The organism is Streptomyces sp. SID4985, assembly GCF_009863025.1.
Lineage (GTDB): Bacteria > Actinomycetota > Actinomycetes > Streptomycetales > Streptomycetaceae > Streptomyces.
The window spans coordinates 1-17,325 of the sequence record NZ_WWIR01000703.1 but is presented as its reverse complement, the minus strand read 5'-3'; the positions used below and the strand labels follow the sequence as shown (position 1 = coordinate 17,325).

Genomic DNA, 17,325 nt, shown 5'->3' with positions numbered 1-17,325 from the left:
TCGGCGTGGAGCCGGGCGGGGTGGCCCCCGCGAACTTCACCGAGAACTTGGCGAATTCCCAGGGGCTCTGGGCCACGCTGGAGCAGGACCCGGAGGTGCGGCCGCCGTTGTCGGCGGGGGAGCACTGCCGGTCCCGGTTCAGCGACCAGAAGGTGAAGCGGTCCATGTGGTGACTGGTCGCGAAGTCCAGCACCGTCTGGAAGTCCGCCTGGGGGAAGTACTCACCGGCGTCACTGCGGCCGTTCATCCCGGAGAAGCCCTCGTGCGCGTACGCCGTGGCCTCGTTCCACCCGAAGGTGGACTGCAGGATCGCGTTGAACTTGGTCAGTGCGTCGGTCTGGCTCGCCGCGCCGTTGAAGCCACCGTCGAAGGGCATGATGGAGAAGTTGTTCGGGGTGAACCCCTGCGACTTCGCCTCCAGCAGCATCTGCTTGCCGAACCAGCCGGTGCCGTCCGCCGTGCCCGGAGTGGTCACGGAGACGTACAGGCCGGGGTTGTTCTGCTGGAGGATCTTGGCGGCGCCGATCTCGTTCTTGATGGCCGCGGTGTTCTCGTACTCCGGCTCCTCCAGATCGAAGTCGATCGCGTGCAGCCCGTACCTGGTGATGACCTGCTGGTACGCGGCCGCCGTGCTCGCCGCGTCGGAACAGGTCTGGCCGAGCTTGGTGCCGCCGTACCCGCCGATGGAGACGGAGACGTCGCCTCCCTTGGACCGGATGGTGTTGATCACCGACTGGACGGCGGTGTCGGCGAAGAGCGACGAGGTGCCGCCCCAGGTCGGGGTGCAGCCGCCGCCGTTGGGCGCCAGGATGAAGGCCAGTTGGAAGGCCTTGAGCCCGGTGGCGTCCATGATCGCGGCCGCGTCCGGGGGATCGTTGTCCTCCGGCATCAGGTACGGGGCCGCCGCGTACCAGCGGTTGTCGAGGGCGCTGGGTGCACCCGAGGCGCTGCCCGCGGCGAGAGCGGTGGTACCGGCCGCGGCCAGTCCTACCGCGGCGGCCGCGCCCAGACAAGCGCGAAGACGTCCCACTACGTGCCTCCATGGGGGGTGGGGGATGGGGAAGCCCCCAGCCTCTTGGGGTGACCTCCTTTTGGTCTAGTCCAATGCGCACACTTGGACTGGACCAAACGAAGTCTTTACCCGCGCGGAGGATTAACGTCCGCTGTGTACAAGACAGTTGGCGAACCAGCCGATCTGCGCGGAACCGTGGCGGAGTGTCGGCCGACTGAGGCACCCTTGACAGGTGCGTACTGTTTCGCGACGTTTGAACGTCGGCGCAGGGCGGGGGGACGGCAAAGACATGAGCGGTAACAGGGGTGGGGCACGCCATGCGGCGTCCGGGACGGCGACGCCGGAAGGGCGGTCGATCTGAGGTGGAGATCACCATCCACAGACCCGGCGAGCTGACCTCGGAGCTGCGCGGGGCCTGGCACCGGGCGATGGACGAGTCACCCGAATACGCCAACCCGTTTCTGGCGCCCGAGTTCGCCATCGGAGTCGGCCGCCATCGCTCCGGTGTGCGGGTCGCGGTCCTGCGGGAGGGCGGCGAGCCGGTCGGCTTCCTGCCGTACGAGCGCGGGCCGTTGGGCACCGGCCGGGCCATCGGCCTCGGGCTCTCCGACTGCCAGGCCCTGGTGCACCGGCCCGGAGTCACCTGGGACACCGGCGAGTTGCTGCGCGCCTGTGGGCTCAGCGTCTTCGAGTTCGACCATCTCGTGCAGGAGCAGCGGCCGTTCGCGCCGTACGTCACCGGCACCTTCGCCTCGCCGGTGATCGACGTCAAGCCCGGCGACGGCACCTATGCCGAGTGGCTGCGCGCCACCTATCCGGGGCTCGCCAAGACCACGCTGAAGAAGGAGCGCAGACTCGGCCGGGACATCGGCGAGGTCCGGTTCGTCTTCGACGAGCGCGACCCGAAGGCGCTGCGCACGCTCATGCGGTGGAAGTCCGCGCAGTACCGCCGCACGGGCCGGATGGACCGGTTCTCCCGGCCGTGGATCGTGGACCTGACGGACCATCTCTTCCATGTCCGCGCCGAGCATTTCACCGGCGTCCTGTCCGTGCTGTACGCGGGCGACCGCCCGGTGGCCGCCCACTTCGGGCCACGCTCCAGCACCGTGCTGGCCGCCTGGTTCACCGCCTACGACCCCGAACTGCACTACTACTCGCCGGGGTTGATGATGCATCTGCGCACCGCCGAGGGGGCCGCGCGCGGCGGGGTGACCCTGGTGGACCTCGGGCGTGGCGACAAGGAGTACAAGGACTGGCTCAAAACCCGCGAACTGCGGGTCGGCGAGGGCTTCGCGGCCCGGCCCCATCCGGTCGCGCTCGCCCAGCGCATGTGGCGCCGTCCGGTGCGCGGGCTGCGCAACACGGTGCTGGCCCATCCCCGGCTCCGCGAACCCGCGGACCGGCTGCTCAGGACGGTGGGCGAACTGCGCACACAGGGGCGCCCCCGCCGCTGAACCCGCTTACCAAACACCGGAGTTGACGACCGGCCGGACCGCATCGCGTGGTCCGGCCGGTCTCTGCATGGTGTGAACGGCCCGTCGGTGTGAACGTCCCTGTTGCGTAAAGGATTTGAGTCCCGAAGGCTTGCCGCCCCTTTGGTTCATCTCTTAAATCAAAACATGAACTAAGTGGGGAGGCCGGTATTCCGGTCCCCGAGCCGCAGGAGCCGCCACATGAGACTGAGATCTTTGGGAGCAGCGTTCGCCGTCACGGCGGCCCTGCTCGCCCTGCCCACCACCCATCCCTCGGCCCGAGCGGCCGAAACCCCCCTCTCGCAGGGGCGCACGACCACCGCCTCCTCCGAGGAGAACGCCGGAACCCCCGCCGCCGCGGCCGTCGACGGCGACACCGGCACCCGCTGGTCCTCCGCCGCCACCGACGACCAGTGGCTGCGCGTCGACCTCGGCGCGAGCGCGACCGTCACCAGCGTGGTCCTCAACTGGGAGGCCGCGTACGGCAAGGACTACAAGCTCCAGATCTCCGACAACGGCACCAGCTGGACCGACCTGAAGTCCGTCACCGGCTCCGACGGGGGCACCGACACCGTCGACGTCGCCGGACAGGGCCGCTACGTCCGGATGCTCGGCGTCCACCGGGCCACTCAATGGGGCTACTCCCTCTGGGAGTTCCAGGTCTTCGGCACCTCCGGCGGCAGCCAGGCCGGCTGCGACACCGCCAACGCCGCGCAGGGCAGGGCCGCCACCACCTCCTCCACCGAGAGCGCGGACTTCCCCGCCTCCGCCGCCTTCGACGGGAACAACGCCACCCGCTGGTCCAGCCAGGCGTCGGACCCGCAGTGGATCCGCGTCGACCTGGGCTCGGTCAAGGACCTGTGCGGGGTCGACCTGCGCTGGGAGGCCGCCTACGGCAAGGACTTCCGCATCGAGTCGTCCACCGACGGCCAGAACTGGAGCACGCTGAAGTCCGTCACCGGCGCGAGCGGCGGCAACGCCTCCTACGCCGTGAGCGGTTCAGGGCGCTACGTCCGCGTCTACGGCACCGCGCGCGGCACGGTCTACGGCTACTCGCTCTGGGAGTTCGCCGTGCACACCGGCACCACCGGCACCCCGCCGGTCGAGGGCGGCGGCGACCTCGGGCCCAACGTCATCGTCGTCGACCCCTCGACGGCGAACCTCCAGCAGAAGTTCGACGACGTCTTCTCCCGCCAGGAGTCGAACCAGTTCGGCTCCGGCCGCTACCAGTTCCTCCTGAAGCCGGGCACCTACAACAACATCAACGCCCAACTCGGCTTCTACACCTCGGTCTCCGGCCTTGGCCTGAACCCCGACGACACCCAGATCAACGGCGACATCACGGTGGACGCGGGCTGGTTCAACGGCAACGCCACGCAGAACTTCTGGCGTTCGGCCGAGAACCTCGCGATCCGCCCGGTCAGCGGTGACGACCGGTGGGCCGTCGCCCAGGCCGCGCCGTTCCGCCGTATCCACGTCCAGGGCGGCCTCAACCTCGCCCCGAACGGCTACGGCTGGGCCTCCGGTGGCTACATCGCCGACTCGAAGATCGACGGCACGGTGGGCCCGTACTCCCAGCAGCAGTGGTACACCCGCGACAGCTCGGTCGGCGGCTGGACCAACGGCGTCTGGAACATGACCTTCACCGGTGTCCAGGGCGCGCCCGCGACCAACTTCGACAGCGGTCCGTACACCACGCTGGACAACACCCCAATCTCCCGCGAGAAGCCGTTCCTCTACCTCGACGGCAGCACCTACAAGGTGTTCGTCCCCGCCAAGCGCACAGGCGCGCGGGGCGTGTCCTGGCCGGCCAACGCGGGCAGTTCGATCCCGCTCGACCAGTTCTACGTCGTCAAGCCCGGCGCGACCGCCACGACCATCAACGCGGCCCTCGCTCAGGGGCTCAACCTCCTCTTCACGCCCGGGGTTTACCACCTCGACCGGACCATCGAGGTCAACCGCGCCAACACCGTGGTCCTCGGGCTCGGCCTCGCCACCCTCGTCCCCGACAACGGCGTCGACGCGATGCACGTCGCCGACGTGGACGGCGTGAAGCTCGCGGGCTTCCTCATCGACGCGGGCCCCGCCAACTCCGACACCCTGCTGCGGATCGGCGCCCCCGGCTCCACCGCCGACCACTCCGCCAACCCCACCACCATGCAGGACGTGTTCGTGCGCATCGGCGGCGCGGGCCCCGGCCTCGCCACCAACTCCGTCGTGGTCAACAGCAACAACGTCATCATCGACCACACCTGGCTGTGGCGCGCCGACCACGGCAGCGGCGTCGGCTGGGACACCAACCGCGCCGACTACGGCCTGCGCGTCAACGGCAACGACGTACTCGCCACAGGGCTGTTCGTCGAGCACTACAACAAGTACGACGTGTACTGGGCCGGTGAGCGCGGCCGCACGATCTTCTTCCAGAACGAGAAGGCGTACGACGTGCCCAACGCGGCCGCCGTCACCCACGACGGCATCGTGGGCTACGCGGCCTACAAGGTCGCCGACTCGGTGACCACGCACGAGGCCTGGGGGCTGGGGAGTTACTGCAACTTCACCTCCGACCCCTCGATCGTCCAGGCCCACGGCTTCCAGGTGCCGACGGGCTCCGGCATCAAGCTGCACGACCTGCTGGTGATCTCGCTCGGCGGCAAGGGGCAGTACGCCCACGTCGTCAACAACACCGGCGCGCCCACCTCGGGCTCGGACACCATCCCGTCCAAGCTCACGCGCTTTCCGTAGTGGCGTTCGGGGACGGCCGGTCGCGCGCGGCGGGCCGTCCCCGAATCGCCCCGTCCCGAACGGAGTAGCTGCGCGGGCGGGCCGGGGTGGGTGCCGCTGTGATGGAAGGGTCCTGATCTCGAGCAGTGAGGCACCTCATGCGTATGCGCGGCATTGCCACAACGGCCCTTCTCGCGGGCTCCCTTGTCCTCGCCGGTACCACCGCGGCCCACGCGGCGGACCCCGACCCGACGACCGGCGTCGCCGTCGGCAGCCCCGGCGTCGCCTCCGGCAACGTCATCCAGGTGCCGATCGAGATCCCGGTCAACCTGTGCGGCAACACGATCGACATCGTCGGTCTGCTGAACCCCGCGTTCGGCAACGCCTGCGTCAACTCCTGACGCCCACCGTGAGCCGGCTCCCCGCCCGGGGAGCCGGCTCACGGCTGTCCGCGCGGCCGGTGACCGGCCGTCGGTGGGTGTTCCGTCGCCGGTCAGGCCCCCGGCGCGACCGGTGCGGGTGCGGGCTCGTTCGGGGTGGGGCGGGAATCCGGGCGGTGGCCGCGCAGCAGGAGGCGGCGGGCGGGGCGTTCCACCGCCTCGTAGAGGAGCCAGGAGAGGGCCAGGGACAGGGTGAAGGCGGCCGCGGTGACGCCGAGACCGGCGAGGAGGCCGAAGCGGGGTTTGTCGCCGAGGACGGTGATGCCCGCGCGCAGGACCAGCAGATGGATCATGTAGAACGCGAAGGACAGCTCCCCGAGCCGGACCAGCCGGGGACGCCGCCACAGCGAGGGCAGACCGCGCAGGTCCGCTAGGGCCGCCGCCGGGATGAGGGTGACGAAGCCCGCCAGGGTGCAGGCCGTCCCCGTGTAGCCGCCCCGGATCTGTGGGACCAGGAAGTAGCCGAGCAGCGCCAGCGCGAGCGACGCCTCCAGGCCCGGCCCGCGCCAGCGCCCGAGCAGCACCAGCCGCGCGGTCACCGCGCCGAGCACGAACTCGGGCAGCCGCGCGAGGGGCAGCGAGTACAGCGGCTGGTGCAGCCAGTGGTGCGAGTCGGCCCGCGCCAGCACCAGCACCGCCACCACCGCGAGCGCGCCCAGCACCACCGTGCCCCGCGCACCGAGCCGCCGCAGCACCAGGAAGAGCGCGGGGAAGGCCGCGTAGAAGAACGCCTCGCAGGCCAGCGACCAGCTGACCGGGTTCAGCGTCTGCCACCAGGGCTGCCACCACGAATGCACCAGCAGCACGTTGGCCGCCGCCTGCCGGACGCGCGGCCGCGGCAGTCCGCTCAGCGTGTACGCCATCACGAACGCGATGACGAGGGTGACGAGGTGCACCGGGTAGACGCGGGCGATGCGCCGCCGCCAGAAGCCGAGCGCCCGGTCGCCCGGCCGGGCCGACCACATGAGGACGAAGCCGGAGAGCACGAAGAAGAACGACACCCCGGTCGCCCCGGGCCCGAACGCCCAGGCCACCAGGCGCCCCGGCTGTCCGCCGAAGTAGCCGAAGTTGTTCACGTGCAGTCCGAAGACCAGCAGCGCCGCCATCCACCGCAGTCCGGTGAGAGAGGGCAGGGAAGGTCTGGGGGTGGCCGAGAGGGAGACGGGGGCCGTGGCCGAGCCGGTCCGGTCGGGCGGCGTCCGGGTCGTCCGGGTCGTCGCCGTGCTCATCCGATCACCTGCCGCTGGAGTTTCGCGTGGGGCATGAAGGGGAGCGTTGCCCCGTCCGCGCCCCTCATTCACATCACGCGGGGAACATCACACGGCTGCCGAACGAGACAGCCGCCGCCATGCCACGGATGGCCGGACGGCCGCACCCGAACGAGTGAGGGCGTCCCGGTTTCGGGGAACGGTCCCGATGGGCAGGGTGAGGCGCGTGCGGCGACACTCGATACGTGAGGCGCGTCACTCCGTGCGGGGGACCTCCCGGCCCGCCGCTCCCGGGGGCCCGGGCGCGCGGACCCATGATGCGGAGGCCGGGCGCCACACGCCGTGAACGGGCCGGTGCGGTCCGGCGCGAGCGGGCCGCCGGCGGTCGTCGGAAACCACGAGATCAGACTTGGATGACTCGTTTTCTTGAATCTTTCGTGTTTATGGAGGTAGGTTCGGTGCCATGACCGCATCCCAGCCTCCGACCACCGCCGCGGAGCTGCGCGGTGCCGGCCTGCGCGTGACGGCGGCCCGCGTCGCCCTGCTGGAAGCCGTCCGCGACGGCGACCACCTCGGCGTCGAGGCGATCGCCGACAAGGTCCGCGACCGCGTGGGCCACATCTCCCTGCAAGCCGTCTACGACGCCCTGCACGCGCTCACCGCGGCGGGGCTCATACGCCGCATCGAACCGGCCGGCAGCCCCGCCCGGTTCGAGGGCCGCGTCGGCGACAACCACCACCACGCCGTCTGCCGGTCGTGCGGTGTCGTCGTCGACGTCGACTGCGCGGTGGGCCACGCACCGTGTCTCACCGCGTCCGACGGCCGGGGCTTCGCCATCGACGAGGCCGAGGTCGTCTACTGGGGCACCTGCCCCGACTGTTCCACCGGTCGTACGGCCTGAGCGCCGCGTCCCGTCCGTTTCGGAAGGATTGACATGCCCGAGAACAAAGAAGCGATCGTCACTGACCCGAAGGACGAGGGAACCGGCGGCTGCCCGGTGGCCCACGGCGCCACCTCCCTGCACCCCGCCCTCGGCAGCGGCAACGACCGCTGGTGGCCCAAGCAGCTCAACCTGAAGGTCCTTGCCAAGAACCCGCCCGTCGCCAACCCGCTGGGCGAGGAATTCGACTACGCCGAAGCCTTCCTGGACCTGGACCTGCCCGCGGTGAAGCGGGACATCGCCGAGGTCCTGACCACCTCGCAGGACTGGTGGCCCGCCGACTTCGGCCACTACGGCCCGTTCATCATCCGCATGGCCTGGCACAGCGCCGGTACCTACCGCACCCTCGACGGCCGCGGTGGCGGCGGCACCGGACAGCAGCGCTTCGCCCCGCTGAACAGCTGGCCGGACAACGCCAACCTGGACAAGGCCCGCCGACTTCTGTGGCCGGTGAAGAAGAAGTACGGCAAGAACCTCTCCTGGGCCGACCTCATCATCCTCTCCGGCAACGTCGCGCTGGAGACCATGGGCTTCAAGACCTTCGGCTTCGGCGGCGGCCGCGTCGACGCCTGGGAGCCGGACGCCGACGTGTACTGGGGCCCGGAGACCACCTGGCTCGGCGACGAGCGCTACACCGGCGACCGTGAGCTGGACAAGCCCCTCGCGGCCGTCCAGATGGGCCTGATCTACGTCAACCCGGAGGGCCCCAACGGCAACCCGGACCCGATCGCCGCGGCCCGCGACATCCGCGAGACCTTCGCCCGTATGGCGATGAACGACGAGGAGACCGTCGCCCTGATCGCGGGCGGCCACACCTTCGGCAAGACCCACGGCGCGGGCCCGGCGAGCGACGTCGGCCCCGACCCGATGGACTCCCCGATGGAGCAGCAGGGCCTCGGCTGGAAGAGCAGCTACGGCACCGGCAAGGGCCCCGACGCCATCACCTCCGGCCTCGAGGTCACCTGGAACTCCACGCCGATCACCTGGGACGAGAACTTCTTCGCCACCCTGTTCGGCTACGAGTGGGAGCTGACCGAGAGCCCGGCCGGCGCCCACCAGTGGAAGCCGAAGGACGGCGCGGGCGAGGGCACCGTGCCCAGCGCCTTCGACCCGGACAAGAAGATCGCGCCGAACATGCTCACGACGGACCTGTCGCTGCGCTTCGACCCGATCTACGGCCCGATCTCCCGCCGCTTCTACGAGAACCCCGAGCAGTTCGCGGACGCCTTCGCCCGCGCCTGGTACAAGCTGACCCACCGCGACATGGGCCCGAAGTCGCTGCTCCTCGGCCCCGAGGTCCCGGAGGAGACGCTCCTGTGGCAGGACCCGCTGCCGGAGCCGGTCGGCCGGCCGATCGACGCCGCCGACGCCGCGGCGCTCAAGCGCAAGATCCTCGACACCGGCCTCACCGTGCAGCAGCTCGTCGGCACCGCCTGGGCCTCCGCGTCCACCTTCCGCGGCAGCGACAAGCGCGGCGGCGGCGACGGCTCCCGCGTCCGCCTGGAGCCGCAGCGCGGCTGGGAGGTCAACGAGCCCGACCAGCTCGCCCTGGTGCTGCGCACCCTCGAGGGCGTCCAGGAGGAGTTCAACGCCTCCGCCGGTGCCAAGCACGTCTCCCTGGCCGACCTGATCGTCCTCGGCGGCGACGCCGCGGTGGAGCAGGCCGCCAAGGACGGCGGGTTCCCCGTCGAGGTGCCCTTCACCCCGGGCCGCGTGGACGCCTCCCAGGAGCAGACCGACGTCGAGTCCTTCGAGGCGCTCAAGCCCGCCGCCGACGGCTTCCGCAACTACGTCGGCAAGGGCAGCAACCCCGGCCGCGCCGAGTACATGCTCGTCGACCGGGCCAACCTGCTCACCCTGAGCTCCCCGGAGATGACCGTCCTCATCGGCGGTCTGCGCGCCCTCGGCGCCACCTACCAGGGCTCCAAGCTCGGTGTCTTCACCGACCGCCCGGGCACGCTGACGAACGACTTCTTCGTCAACCTGCTCGACCTGGGCACCACGTGGAGCTCCACGAGCGAGGACGAGTCCACCTTCGAGGGCCGCGACGCGGCCACCGGCAAGGTCAAGTGGACCGGTACCCGTACCGACCTGGTCTTCGGCTCCAACGCCGAACTGCGCGCCGTCGCCGAGGTGTACGCCAGTGACGACGCCAAGGAGAAGTTCGTCAAGGACTTCGTCGCCGCGTGGCACAAGGTCATGAACCTCGGCCGGTTCGACCTCGCCTGACCGGTACCCCCCTCGGGCGCCCGGTACCGGCCCTCACGGGTCGGCGCCGGGCGCCTTCGCCGTGCTCCCACCTGGGAATACGGGGGTTTTCCCGCCTCCGACTGCGCCCACGCGGACCCGGGTGCACGATGGTGGTGAAGACGCCTTCGGGCCGACACTCCGCCACGCGGCCGTGAGCAGGCGAGAGGAGGCGGCGGCCGATGACTCGCACCCCATGGACGCCCCCGGTCACCCGGGTCCGCCTGTGGCGCTGGCGGCGCAACCCGCTGCGGCGGCACAGCGATCTGGCCGAGGGCTGGATCATCCTTCTCACCTGGATCCTCGCCGTTCTGGGCGGCACGCTCGCGGGCTGGGCCGCCGGGCAGGCCGTGGACGCCTCGCTCGCCGCCCGGCGCGCCCAGGTGCACACCGTCTCGGCCGTCCTCACCGCCGACGCGGCCCGGACCGTCACCGAGGGCAGCGGCTACGACGGTGACCACGTCTGGGGCACCGTCCGCTGGACCGACCCCGACGGCTCCGTGCACACGGGACGCACGAAGGTGCGGCCCGGCACCATCGAGGGCACCGCCACCACCGTGTGGACCGACGGCACCGGCCGGACCGTGCCCCCGCCCGCCTCCACCGCCGAGGCCGCCCTCCAGATCGTGCTGACCGGCCTCCTCGTCGCCCAGGTCAGCGGTACGGCGGTGTGGGCCGGGGGCAGGCTGCTGCGCGGCTCGCTGGTGCGGCGGCAGCTGTCCGAGTGGGACAAGGAGTGGAAACGGGTCGGGCCGGAGTGGCGCAAGCTCAGCGGGGGCAGGGGCTGACCGCCCCTTCCGGAACACCGTTCAGCCGCGCAGCGCCTCGAACGCCTCCCGTGCGGCGGTCCCGATCGCCAGGTCGATGTCCGGAGCCAGGGCCGCCCGCCGGTCCGCGCGGGTCAGCGCCGCCACCGCCACCCGGGCACCGGAGTCCGCCTCCACCACCCCGATCTCGTGCCGCAGATGCAGGAACGTGCCGGTCTTCCCGCCGAACCGCAGGGAATCCGCGCGCAGTTCACCGCCCATCCGCTGAGTGAAGACCTGATGCCCCATCAGGCGGCGCAGCTCGGCGGTTGCCCCCGGTACGGAGATCCGGTCGAGCCACACCCGCTCCAGCAGGTCCACCAGGGCCCCGGCCGTACCCGCGTTCGCCCGCGCCGGATCGAGGGTCTCGATGGTGTGCCGCCCGGTCCGTTCGTCGCGTACAGCCAGTTCGAGGGCGAGCGAGAAGTCGTTCCCGGACGCGCCCGCCGCGCACGCGTACATGTGATTCATCCGGTGTCGCAGCCACAGGTCGGCGCAGCCCCAGTCCCGCAGCCGCCCGGCCACCTCCGCGACCGGCACCAGGTCGAACAGCAGGTCGGCGGCCGCGTTGTCGCTCACCGACAGCATCAGGAGCAGCAGGTCGCCGACGGCCATCGTGGCCGGATGCCGGAAGGCCGCGAGCCCGGTGGGGCCGACGGCACCGGCGGCCGGGGTGTACGTCACCGGGTGCGCCGGGTCGAGTTCCCCGGCCGCGATCCGGTCCAGCACGACCAGGGCGAGAGGCACCTTCACCACCGAGGCGAGCGGAAGCGGGGTGTCGGCGTCGAAGCCGAGCTGTTCGCCCGAGTCGAGGTCGCGGGCCAGGAACGAGCCGCGCACCCCGAGCGCGTCCCAGTCGCGGGCGACGGACTCCGCCACGTCCAGCAGGCGTCCGTCCGAGGCGGTGAACGCGGGCCGGTACGGCTTCTGGGCGCTCATCCGCCCACCACCACCCGCGCGGCCGCCCCGCCGTCAGCCGTACCGCGTCGCACCGCACCCACGGTGGCCGCGAGTGTCCTCGCCAGCCAGTCGGGCACCCCGCCCCGCTCGCTCGCGCGGAGGTCGTACCCCCGGTGCAGCGAGGCGTCCGCGAGCGGGGCCCAACTCGCCCCGTGGCGCGCCGCGAACGGCTCCGCGCACAGCAGCGTCGCCCGCCCGGCCAGCGTCTCCGCCAGCGCCGTGGCGGCCGGACCGGCGCTCCCGACCAGCCGCTCCGGCAGCCCGGCACGCGCCACGGCACGCGTCAACCGGTCCTGAAAGTCCGGCACTTCGTCCTCGGCCAGGGTGAGGAGGGGGAGGGCGGCGGTCCGGGACGCGGCGGCCTTCCTGCGCGGCCGCAGATCCTCCAAGTGGACCACGCGACGCTCCGAGCCCGGGGCCGAGGCCAGCCCCAACGGCACCCGGAGCGCGGCACGTTCAGGAGCGACCCGTGTGAGGGCGTAGGTGAGTGAACCGTCGATGATCCCCAACTCGCGCTCCTGTGACGTGAGTTCCCGCACCGAGAGCGTCATCCCGTGCTCGGCGCCCGCCCGGATCACCCGGGCCAGCGCCACCGGGGCGCAGTCCGGCGGCACTCCGACCGCGCGCACCCGGCCCGTCCGCGCCGACCGGGCGGCACCCTCCAGGCGTTCGGCCCGCTCCAGCACGTCCCGCGCGTACGGCAGCAGGGACATGCCGAAGTCCGTGACGGTGACCTGCCGATGCGACCGGTCGAACAACTGACCCCCGAAATGGGCCTCCAGGGTCTTGATGCGGCGGCTCAGCAGCGGCTGGGCGATCCCGAGCCGGTCGGCCGCGCGCGAGAAGCTCGCCTCGTCGGCGGTCGCCGCGTAGGCCGCGAGGTGCGCGAGGAGATCCATTCAGGCGTCATATCAAAAAGACATGCGGGCTTCAAAGTTCCCTCTTGGACATGGGTGGTGTGCGGCTGTTTCGCTGTCCTCCCGTCGGTGATCCACCGGGCCGACGGACGACTCCTACGGACGATCCGGGAGGACTTCTCCGTGCCCCGCTCCAACTCCGTACCCCGCCGCCGACTGCTCCGGGCGGGCGGCGCCCTCGCCGCTGCCGCCGCGCTCACGCCGACGGTGACGGCACGTGCCGCCGCCGACTCCGGGCCCGACCATGTGACCGCTCAACTGCGGTCGCTGGAGCGGGAGTACGACGCGCGTCTCGGTGTCTACGCCCGCAACACGCGCACCGGCCGGACCGTGGCGTACCGCGCCGGGGAGCCGTTCGCGATGTGCTCGCTGTTCAAGGCGTTCGCGGCGGCGGCCGTACTGCGCGATCACGGCGGCGGCAGAGGGCGTGATGGCCGTACCGGGCTCGACGAGGTGATCCACTTCCCGCCCGCCGACATCCTCTCCAACTCCGAGCACAGCAAGGGCTATCTGGAGACGGGCATCCCCGTGCGCGACGCGTGCGCGCTCGCCATCCAGTACAGCGACAACACGGCGGGCAATCTCATGCTGCGCCGCATCGGCGGCCCGGCCGGACTCACCCGGTTCTTCCGCTCCCTCGGTGACGAGGTGAGCAGGCTCGACCGGTGGGAGACCGACCTGAACACCGCGATCCCCGGTGACCCGCGCGACACCACGACCCCGTACGCCATCGGGCGCGGCCTGGAGCGGCTGACCCTGGGCAACGCGCTCTCCGGGGCCGACCGGCGGCAACTCGTCGCGTGGCTGAGCGGCAACACCACCAGCACCAGGCGGTTCCGCGCCGGACTGCCCGCCGACTGGACGCTCGCGGACAAGACCGGCACCGGCTCCTACGCCAGTGCCCACGATCTCGGCATCGCCTGGACCACGCGCCGCACCCCTGTGGTGCTCGCCGTACTGACCACGAAGGCGGAGCGGGACGCGCCCGTGGACGAGTCGCTGATCGAGCGCACCGCCCGGCTGCTCGCGCCGGCCGTCGCACCCGGCGAGTAACTCTTCTCGACAGGGGAGACGGGGGAGTCCCGGCGGTGTCCGTGTCCCGGGATGACGGGACATGTCCACCGCCCCAACTCCCGGATACCGGGCCCGATGGCGACATTGTCCATCCGTGCCGAGCTGCGAAATCAGTCGGGTTGAGCTTCTGCGGTGGCGAACTCGTGGGAAATTGACGGGAGTTGTAAAGCCGACAAGACTCTGACCATCTTCGCTCGGCCTCGGGCCCGCGAAGCGACGCGACTGCCGTGCGCCGACGCCGGTGCGTCGTGTCCGCCACCTCCCACACCTGCCGAATGGACAGAGGCTCACCTTGTCACGCTCTCAACCAGCCAGGTCCCTCGCCGCGGTCGCGGCCACCTTCCTCGCGGCGGCGGTCGCGCCCCTGATCGGGGCCGGCTCGGCCCACGCCTCCGACGGCGGCGGCTGCCAGTCCGCCACCGTCCAGTACCGCCTGGTCGACGCGGACGGCAAGACCGTCGGCGCGGACTGGACCTCGCAGGGCGGTTTCCACCAGTGGGACACCGTCCCCGGCACCGTCGAGGTCCGCCTGGCCCCCGGCCAGAGCGTCGGCGAGGGCTGCAAGTACCCCGTCTCGCTGGCGGAGTACACCACGGAGGGCCCGAACTGGGCCTCCTCCGGCGCGCAGCAGATGGTCGACAAGGCCACCGTCTACCTGACCGACAAGGACGTCGCGGGCCAGGACGACGCGGGCCGCACCTGGCAGAAGCTCGGCGTCAAGGCGCCCACCTGCTTCGGTCAGATAGACCTCTACGGCGACGACACCGCCTACGACGGCAAGGAGGGCGAGGGCCACGGCCGGCTGCCCGACGTGCGGACCGGCGTGCTCACCCCGTACCACCTGATCGCCGCGTGGAACGGCGGTGACAAGCGCTGCGAGTCCGCCACCCCGGAGTCGCCGTCGTCGCCCTCCGCGCCCGCCCCGTCCGCCTCGGCCCCGGAGTCCCCCGCGAACCCGGAGCCGAGCGCGCCGTCGGGCAAGGAGACGACCCCGGCGCCGCAGCCGAAGCCGTCCGGGACGCCGTCGACCAGTGCGGACATCCCGCCGCTGAGCAGTAGCCCGTCGGCCGAGGCGAAGGTGTCGCCCAACGGTGGCGCCAAGCCGCCGCTGGCGGAGACCGGCGCCGGCTCGGTCGGCATGCTCGCGGGCGGCGCCGCCCTGGTGCTGGCCCTCGGTGCCGGAACGGTCTACGTCAGCCGCACGCGCCGTTCCTGACGGCGCACCACAGCGGGAGGGGGAGCCGTCGGCGGACGGCTCCCCCTCCTTCGTGTGTACGGGCAGGTGTGCGGGCGTCCGGACGGACGGGTGCGCCGTCGTGTCCGGCGGACATGTGCGCAGGTCAGCGCATAGTTACTGATCAGTTTCCCAATACCGGCAGTAACATGATGACCTTGACTTCGGGTGTTACCCGTCAGTCAACCAGCGCGGTCCGCGAGGCCGCGCCCTGCCCGGAGATGGCCATGTCTGCTGCCGACGACGCATTCGAGAACGCGCGTTTCTCCTACGACCAGCACGTGCGCACGTGCCGCCAGTGCCACGCCGACGGCGCGGCCTGCGCGGTGGCCAAGCACCTGCTGCGCCTCTACAACAACGCCCGCCGCGACCGTATGCGCGCGGGTGGCGCCGCGACGGCCTGACCACGAGGTCGTCCCCTCAGCGAAGCGGGGGCTCCTCCAGCAGCTCCAGTAGTGCACGGCCACCGAGCGTGGCGGTCAGTGCGGAGGCCGTGGGGAAGACCCCGGCCCAGGAGCGGACCCGTCCCAGTACACCGAGGCGCCAGGCGATGCGCGCCGCGCGCCGCAGTTCCGCCGCCGTGTGGCCGTCGCCGGTCCACGGCTCCAGATATGCGTCGCGCAGCCGGGGCAGTACCCCGGTGCCGTACCGCTGCTCGGCCTGACGGCCCGGGATGCGCAGGCTGTTGAACGGGTGGGAGACGACGGCGTCCCCCCAGTCGAAGAAGGTGTAGCGGCCCGGCTCCGGGCGGAACACCTGCCCCTCATGCAGATCCGCGTGGTCCAGTGAGTCGGGGATGCCCAGGGCCGCCAACTCGGCGCACCAGTCCACGAGACGGGGACGCAGCGCGGTCAGCCGGGCCCGTTCCGAGGGGTCCAGCGGCTCGCTCGCGTTCAGCAACTCGTCGAAGGATTCGGGGAGTTCGAGTGTGCCGATGCGCCGCACCCCGAGCCGTTCGATCGCGTCCGCGTGCGGGACCAGGGCACGCTGCACCGTGGCGTACTGCTGGAGCAGGTCCTCCCATGCCCGGGGCTCCACGGTCTCGGTCTCCAGCACGGTGCGGAACAGCGGGCCCCCGTGGGGCAGCAGCGACCAGCCGCGCGCGGCGTCGACGGCGAGCGGTCGCAGCACCCGCCCCGGCACCCACTCGGCGAGGGCGGCGGTCAGCGGGGCCTCGAAGCGGCTCGCGGGCGGGTTCGCCTTGAACCACACGGTGCCGCCGTCGCCCAGACCGCCGCTCACGTCTTCGTCCACGGGCACCCGCACCAGCACCGACCACGGGCGCACCCGCGCGCTCGGCGCCCCGCTGGCGCGCAGTCCGTGCCCGGCCAGCCGCTCACCGATCCAGCCGAGCGCTTCCCGCCGCCAGTCCTCCCGCTCCCAGGGGGTGACCGCGTCCGGGTAGGCGCCCCGGTCCACGTCGACGGGGCCGATGGGTGTGTCCTGTCGCATCCGGCCATCCCAGCAGTGAAGTCCGGCGGTGACCAGCGGTTTTCGCGGCCCGGTCACTCCGCCGGGTGGGCGGACCGCACGATCAGGTCCCGCAGCTCCTCCACCGCCCGGGCGCGGGCACCGGTCAGCTCCGGGGCCGTCACGGTGGCCGCCGTGACGGGGACGGGGCGCGGGCCGCCCGTGACCTGGTGGCGGATCGCGTCGATCATCACCGGCAGCCCGCCCCACTCGCCGCCCACGACCACCACGTCCGGGTCGGTCAGGGCGACGGCCGCGCTCAGCACGCCGCCGACCGCCCGCGCGAGCGCGTCGCGCACCCGCGCCGGGTCCGTACCGCCGTCCCCGGTGACCGCGGCCCGTACGGCGTCGGCGTCGATGGCCGTCGAGTCGTCCCGGCGCAGTCCGAGCGCGGCGAACACCTCGGTCAGCGGCATCGCCGTACCGTCCGGACCCGGCACCCACACATGGGCGATCTCGCCCGCGAGCCCCCGGTGGCCGCGCCGCACGGCGCCGTCCGTGACGACGGCGCAGCCGAGTCCCTCGCCGAGATGGACGTACACGAAGTCGTCCACCCCGGCCGCGCCGCCCGCCTGACGTTCGGCGCGGGCCGCCCAGTTGATGTCGTTGTCCACCAGGACGGCCCCGTTCACGTGCGCGGCGAGGACGGCGGCCGGGTCCAGGTCGCCGACCAGGAAGGGGGCGTCGGGGAGCCGGACCAGTCGGCCGCTGGCCCGGTCGACGGGGTCGGCGGCGCTGACCACCGCCGTGCGCGGCGCGCCCCGCTCGGACGTGGCGAGCTTCTCGGCGACCTCGGCCAGCGCGCGGGCGGCCCGGCGCTCGCC

The 17,325-nt window shown here is 71.9% G+C and carries 15 protein-coding genes; 9 read left to right on the top strand and 6 right to left on the bottom strand.

The genetic code is table 11. From position 1 onward, the window contains the following. Positions 1-1,030 (bottom strand): chitinase (locus tag GTW40_RS31255; protein ID WP_161183504.1); only part of this gene is annotated, 1,030 nt, incomplete at its 3' end. 344 nt (positions 1,031-1,374) lie between these two features. Here GTW40_RS31255 and GTW40_RS31250 point away from each other — a divergent pair. From GTW40_RS31250 to GTW40_RS31240, 3 genes are all read left to right on the top strand, one after another. Continuing rightward, on the top strand, positions 1,375-2,466 hold the full coding sequence (locus tag GTW40_RS31250) for a GNAT family N-acetyltransferase (protein ID WP_161183503.1): 1,092 nt from the start codon (positions 1,375-1,377) through the stop codon (positions 2,464-2,466). A gap of 219 nt (positions 2,467-2,685) precedes the next feature. Beyond that, the gene (locus GTW40_RS31245; protein WP_161183502.1) at positions 2,686-5,226 is read left to right on the top strand and encodes a discoidin domain-containing protein; all 2,541 of its coding nucleotides are present in this window, start codon (positions 2,686-2,688) and stop codon (positions 5,224-5,226) included. A 143-nt stretch (positions 5,227-5,369) separates the two neighbouring features. Then, on the top strand, positions 5,370-5,606 hold the full coding sequence (locus GTW40_RS31240; protein WP_161183501.1) for a chaplin: 237 nt from the start codon (positions 5,370-5,372) through the stop codon (positions 5,604-5,606). Positions 5,607-5,698: 92 nt separating this feature from the next. Here the strand turns inward: GTW40_RS31240 and GTW40_RS31235 are convergent, their stop codons facing one another. Continuing rightward, positions 5,699-6,874 carry an acyltransferase gene (locus GTW40_RS31235; protein WP_161183500.1) on the bottom strand — a complete coding sequence of 392 codons (1,176 nt, stop codon included), beginning with the start codon at positions 6,872-6,874 and terminating at the stop codon, positions 5,699-5,701. A gap of 442 nt (positions 6,875-7,316) precedes the next feature. Here GTW40_RS31235 and GTW40_RS31230 point away from each other — a divergent pair, with 442 nt between their 5' ends. From GTW40_RS31230 to GTW40_RS31220, 3 genes are all read left to right on the top strand, one after another. Continuing rightward, the gene (locus GTW40_RS31230) at positions 7,317-7,754 is read left to right on the top strand and encodes a Fur family transcriptional regulator (protein WP_161183499.1); all 438 of its coding nucleotides are present in this window, start codon (positions 7,317-7,319) and stop codon (positions 7,752-7,754) included. A 33-nt stretch (positions 7,755-7,787) separates the two neighbouring features. Further along, entirely contained in the window at positions 7,788-10,022 is a 2,235-nt protein-coding gene (katG, locus tag GTW40_RS31225) for a catalase/peroxidase HPI (RefSeq protein ID WP_161183498.1), read from the top strand. Positions 10,023-10,222: 200 nt separating this feature from the next. Further along, entirely contained in the window at positions 10,223-10,828 is a 606-nt protein-coding gene (locus GTW40_RS31220; protein ID WP_161183497.1) for a hypothetical protein, read from the top strand. Between the two features lie 21 nt (positions 10,829-10,849). Here the strand turns inward: GTW40_RS31220 and GTW40_RS31215 are convergent, their stop codons facing one another. Beyond that, positions 10,850-11,785, bottom strand: coding sequence for a serine hydrolase (locus tag GTW40_RS31215; RefSeq protein WP_161183496.1), 936 nt, complete (start codon positions 11,783-11,785; stop codon positions 10,850-10,852). After that, complete coding sequence (locus tag GTW40_RS31210; protein ID WP_161183495.1) at positions 11,782-12,705, bottom strand: LysR family transcriptional regulator; 924 nt, start codon at positions 12,703-12,705, stop codon at positions 11,782-11,784. The genes GTW40_RS31215 and GTW40_RS31210 overlap by 4 nt, the downstream gene beginning before the upstream one ends. A 141-nt stretch (positions 12,706-12,846) precedes the next feature. Here GTW40_RS31210 and bla point away from each other — a divergent pair, with 141 nt between their 5' ends. The 3 genes from bla (at position 12,847) to GTW40_RS32875 (ending at position 15,435) form a co-directional block, all read left to right on the top strand. Next, positions 12,847-13,776: a class A beta-lactamase gene (bla, locus tag GTW40_RS31205; protein ID WP_161183494.1), complete on the top strand. Its 930-nt coding sequence runs from the start codon at positions 12,847-12,849 to the stop codon at positions 13,774-13,776. Between the two features lie 313 nt (positions 13,777-14,089). Then, entirely contained in the window at positions 14,090-15,013 is a 924-nt protein-coding gene (locus tag GTW40_RS31200; RefSeq protein WP_161183493.1) for a hypothetical protein, read from the top strand. Between the two features lie 245 nt (positions 15,014-15,258). Then, positions 15,259-15,435 (top strand): hypothetical protein, encoded by a 177-nt coding sequence (locus tag GTW40_RS32875; protein WP_202486660.1) that lies wholly within the window; start codon positions 15,259-15,261, stop codon positions 15,433-15,435. Between the two features lie 16 nt (positions 15,436-15,451). Here the strand turns inward: GTW40_RS32875 and GTW40_RS31195 are convergent, their stop codons facing one another. Then, positions 15,452-16,483: a phosphotransferase gene (locus GTW40_RS31195; RefSeq protein ID WP_161183492.1), complete on the bottom strand. Its 1,032-nt coding sequence runs from the start codon at positions 16,481-16,483 to the stop codon at positions 15,452-15,454. 53 nt (positions 16,484-16,536) lie between these two features. Further along, the coding region (locus GTW40_RS31190) for an ROK family protein (RefSeq protein ID WP_161183491.1) at positions 16,537-17,325 on the bottom strand (789 nt) is incomplete at its 5' end.

Coding starts and splice junctions, on each gene's coding strand:
- GTW40_RS31210 (WP_161183495.1), bottom strand. CDS start 12,705: ATGGATCTCCTCGCGCACCTCGCGGCCTACGCGGCGACCGCCGACGAG.
- GTW40_RS31215 (WP_161183496.1), bottom strand. CDS start 11,785: ATGAGCGCCCAGAAGCCGTACCGGCCCGCGTTCACCGCCTCGGACGGA.
- katG (WP_161183498.1), top strand. CDS start 7,788: ATGCCCGAGAACAAAGAAGCGATCGTCACTGACCCGAAGGACGAGGGA.
- GTW40_RS31245 (WP_161183502.1), top strand. CDS start 2,686: ATGAGACTGAGATCTTTGGGAGCAGCGTTCGCCGTCACGGCGGCCCTG.
- GTW40_RS31230 (WP_161183499.1), top strand. CDS start 7,317: ATGACCGCATCCCAGCCTCCGACCACCGCCGCGGAGCTGCGCGGTGCC.
- GTW40_RS31235 (WP_161183500.1), bottom strand. CDS start 6,874: ATGAGCACGGCGACGACCCGGACGACCCGGACGCCGCCCGACCGGACC.
- GTW40_RS31240 (WP_161183501.1), top strand. CDS start 5,370: ATGCGCGGCATTGCCACAACGGCCCTTCTCGCGGGCTCCCTTGTCCTC.
- GTW40_RS31220 (WP_161183497.1), top strand. CDS start 10,223: ATGACTCGCACCCCATGGACGCCCCCGGTCACCCGGGTCCGCCTGTGG.
- GTW40_RS32875 (WP_202486660.1), top strand. CDS start 15,259: ATGTCTGCTGCCGACGACGCATTCGAGAACGCGCGTTTCTCCTACGAC.
- GTW40_RS31195 (WP_161183492.1), bottom strand. CDS start 16,483: ATGCGACAGGACACACCCATCGGCCCCGTCGACGTGGACCGGGGCGCC.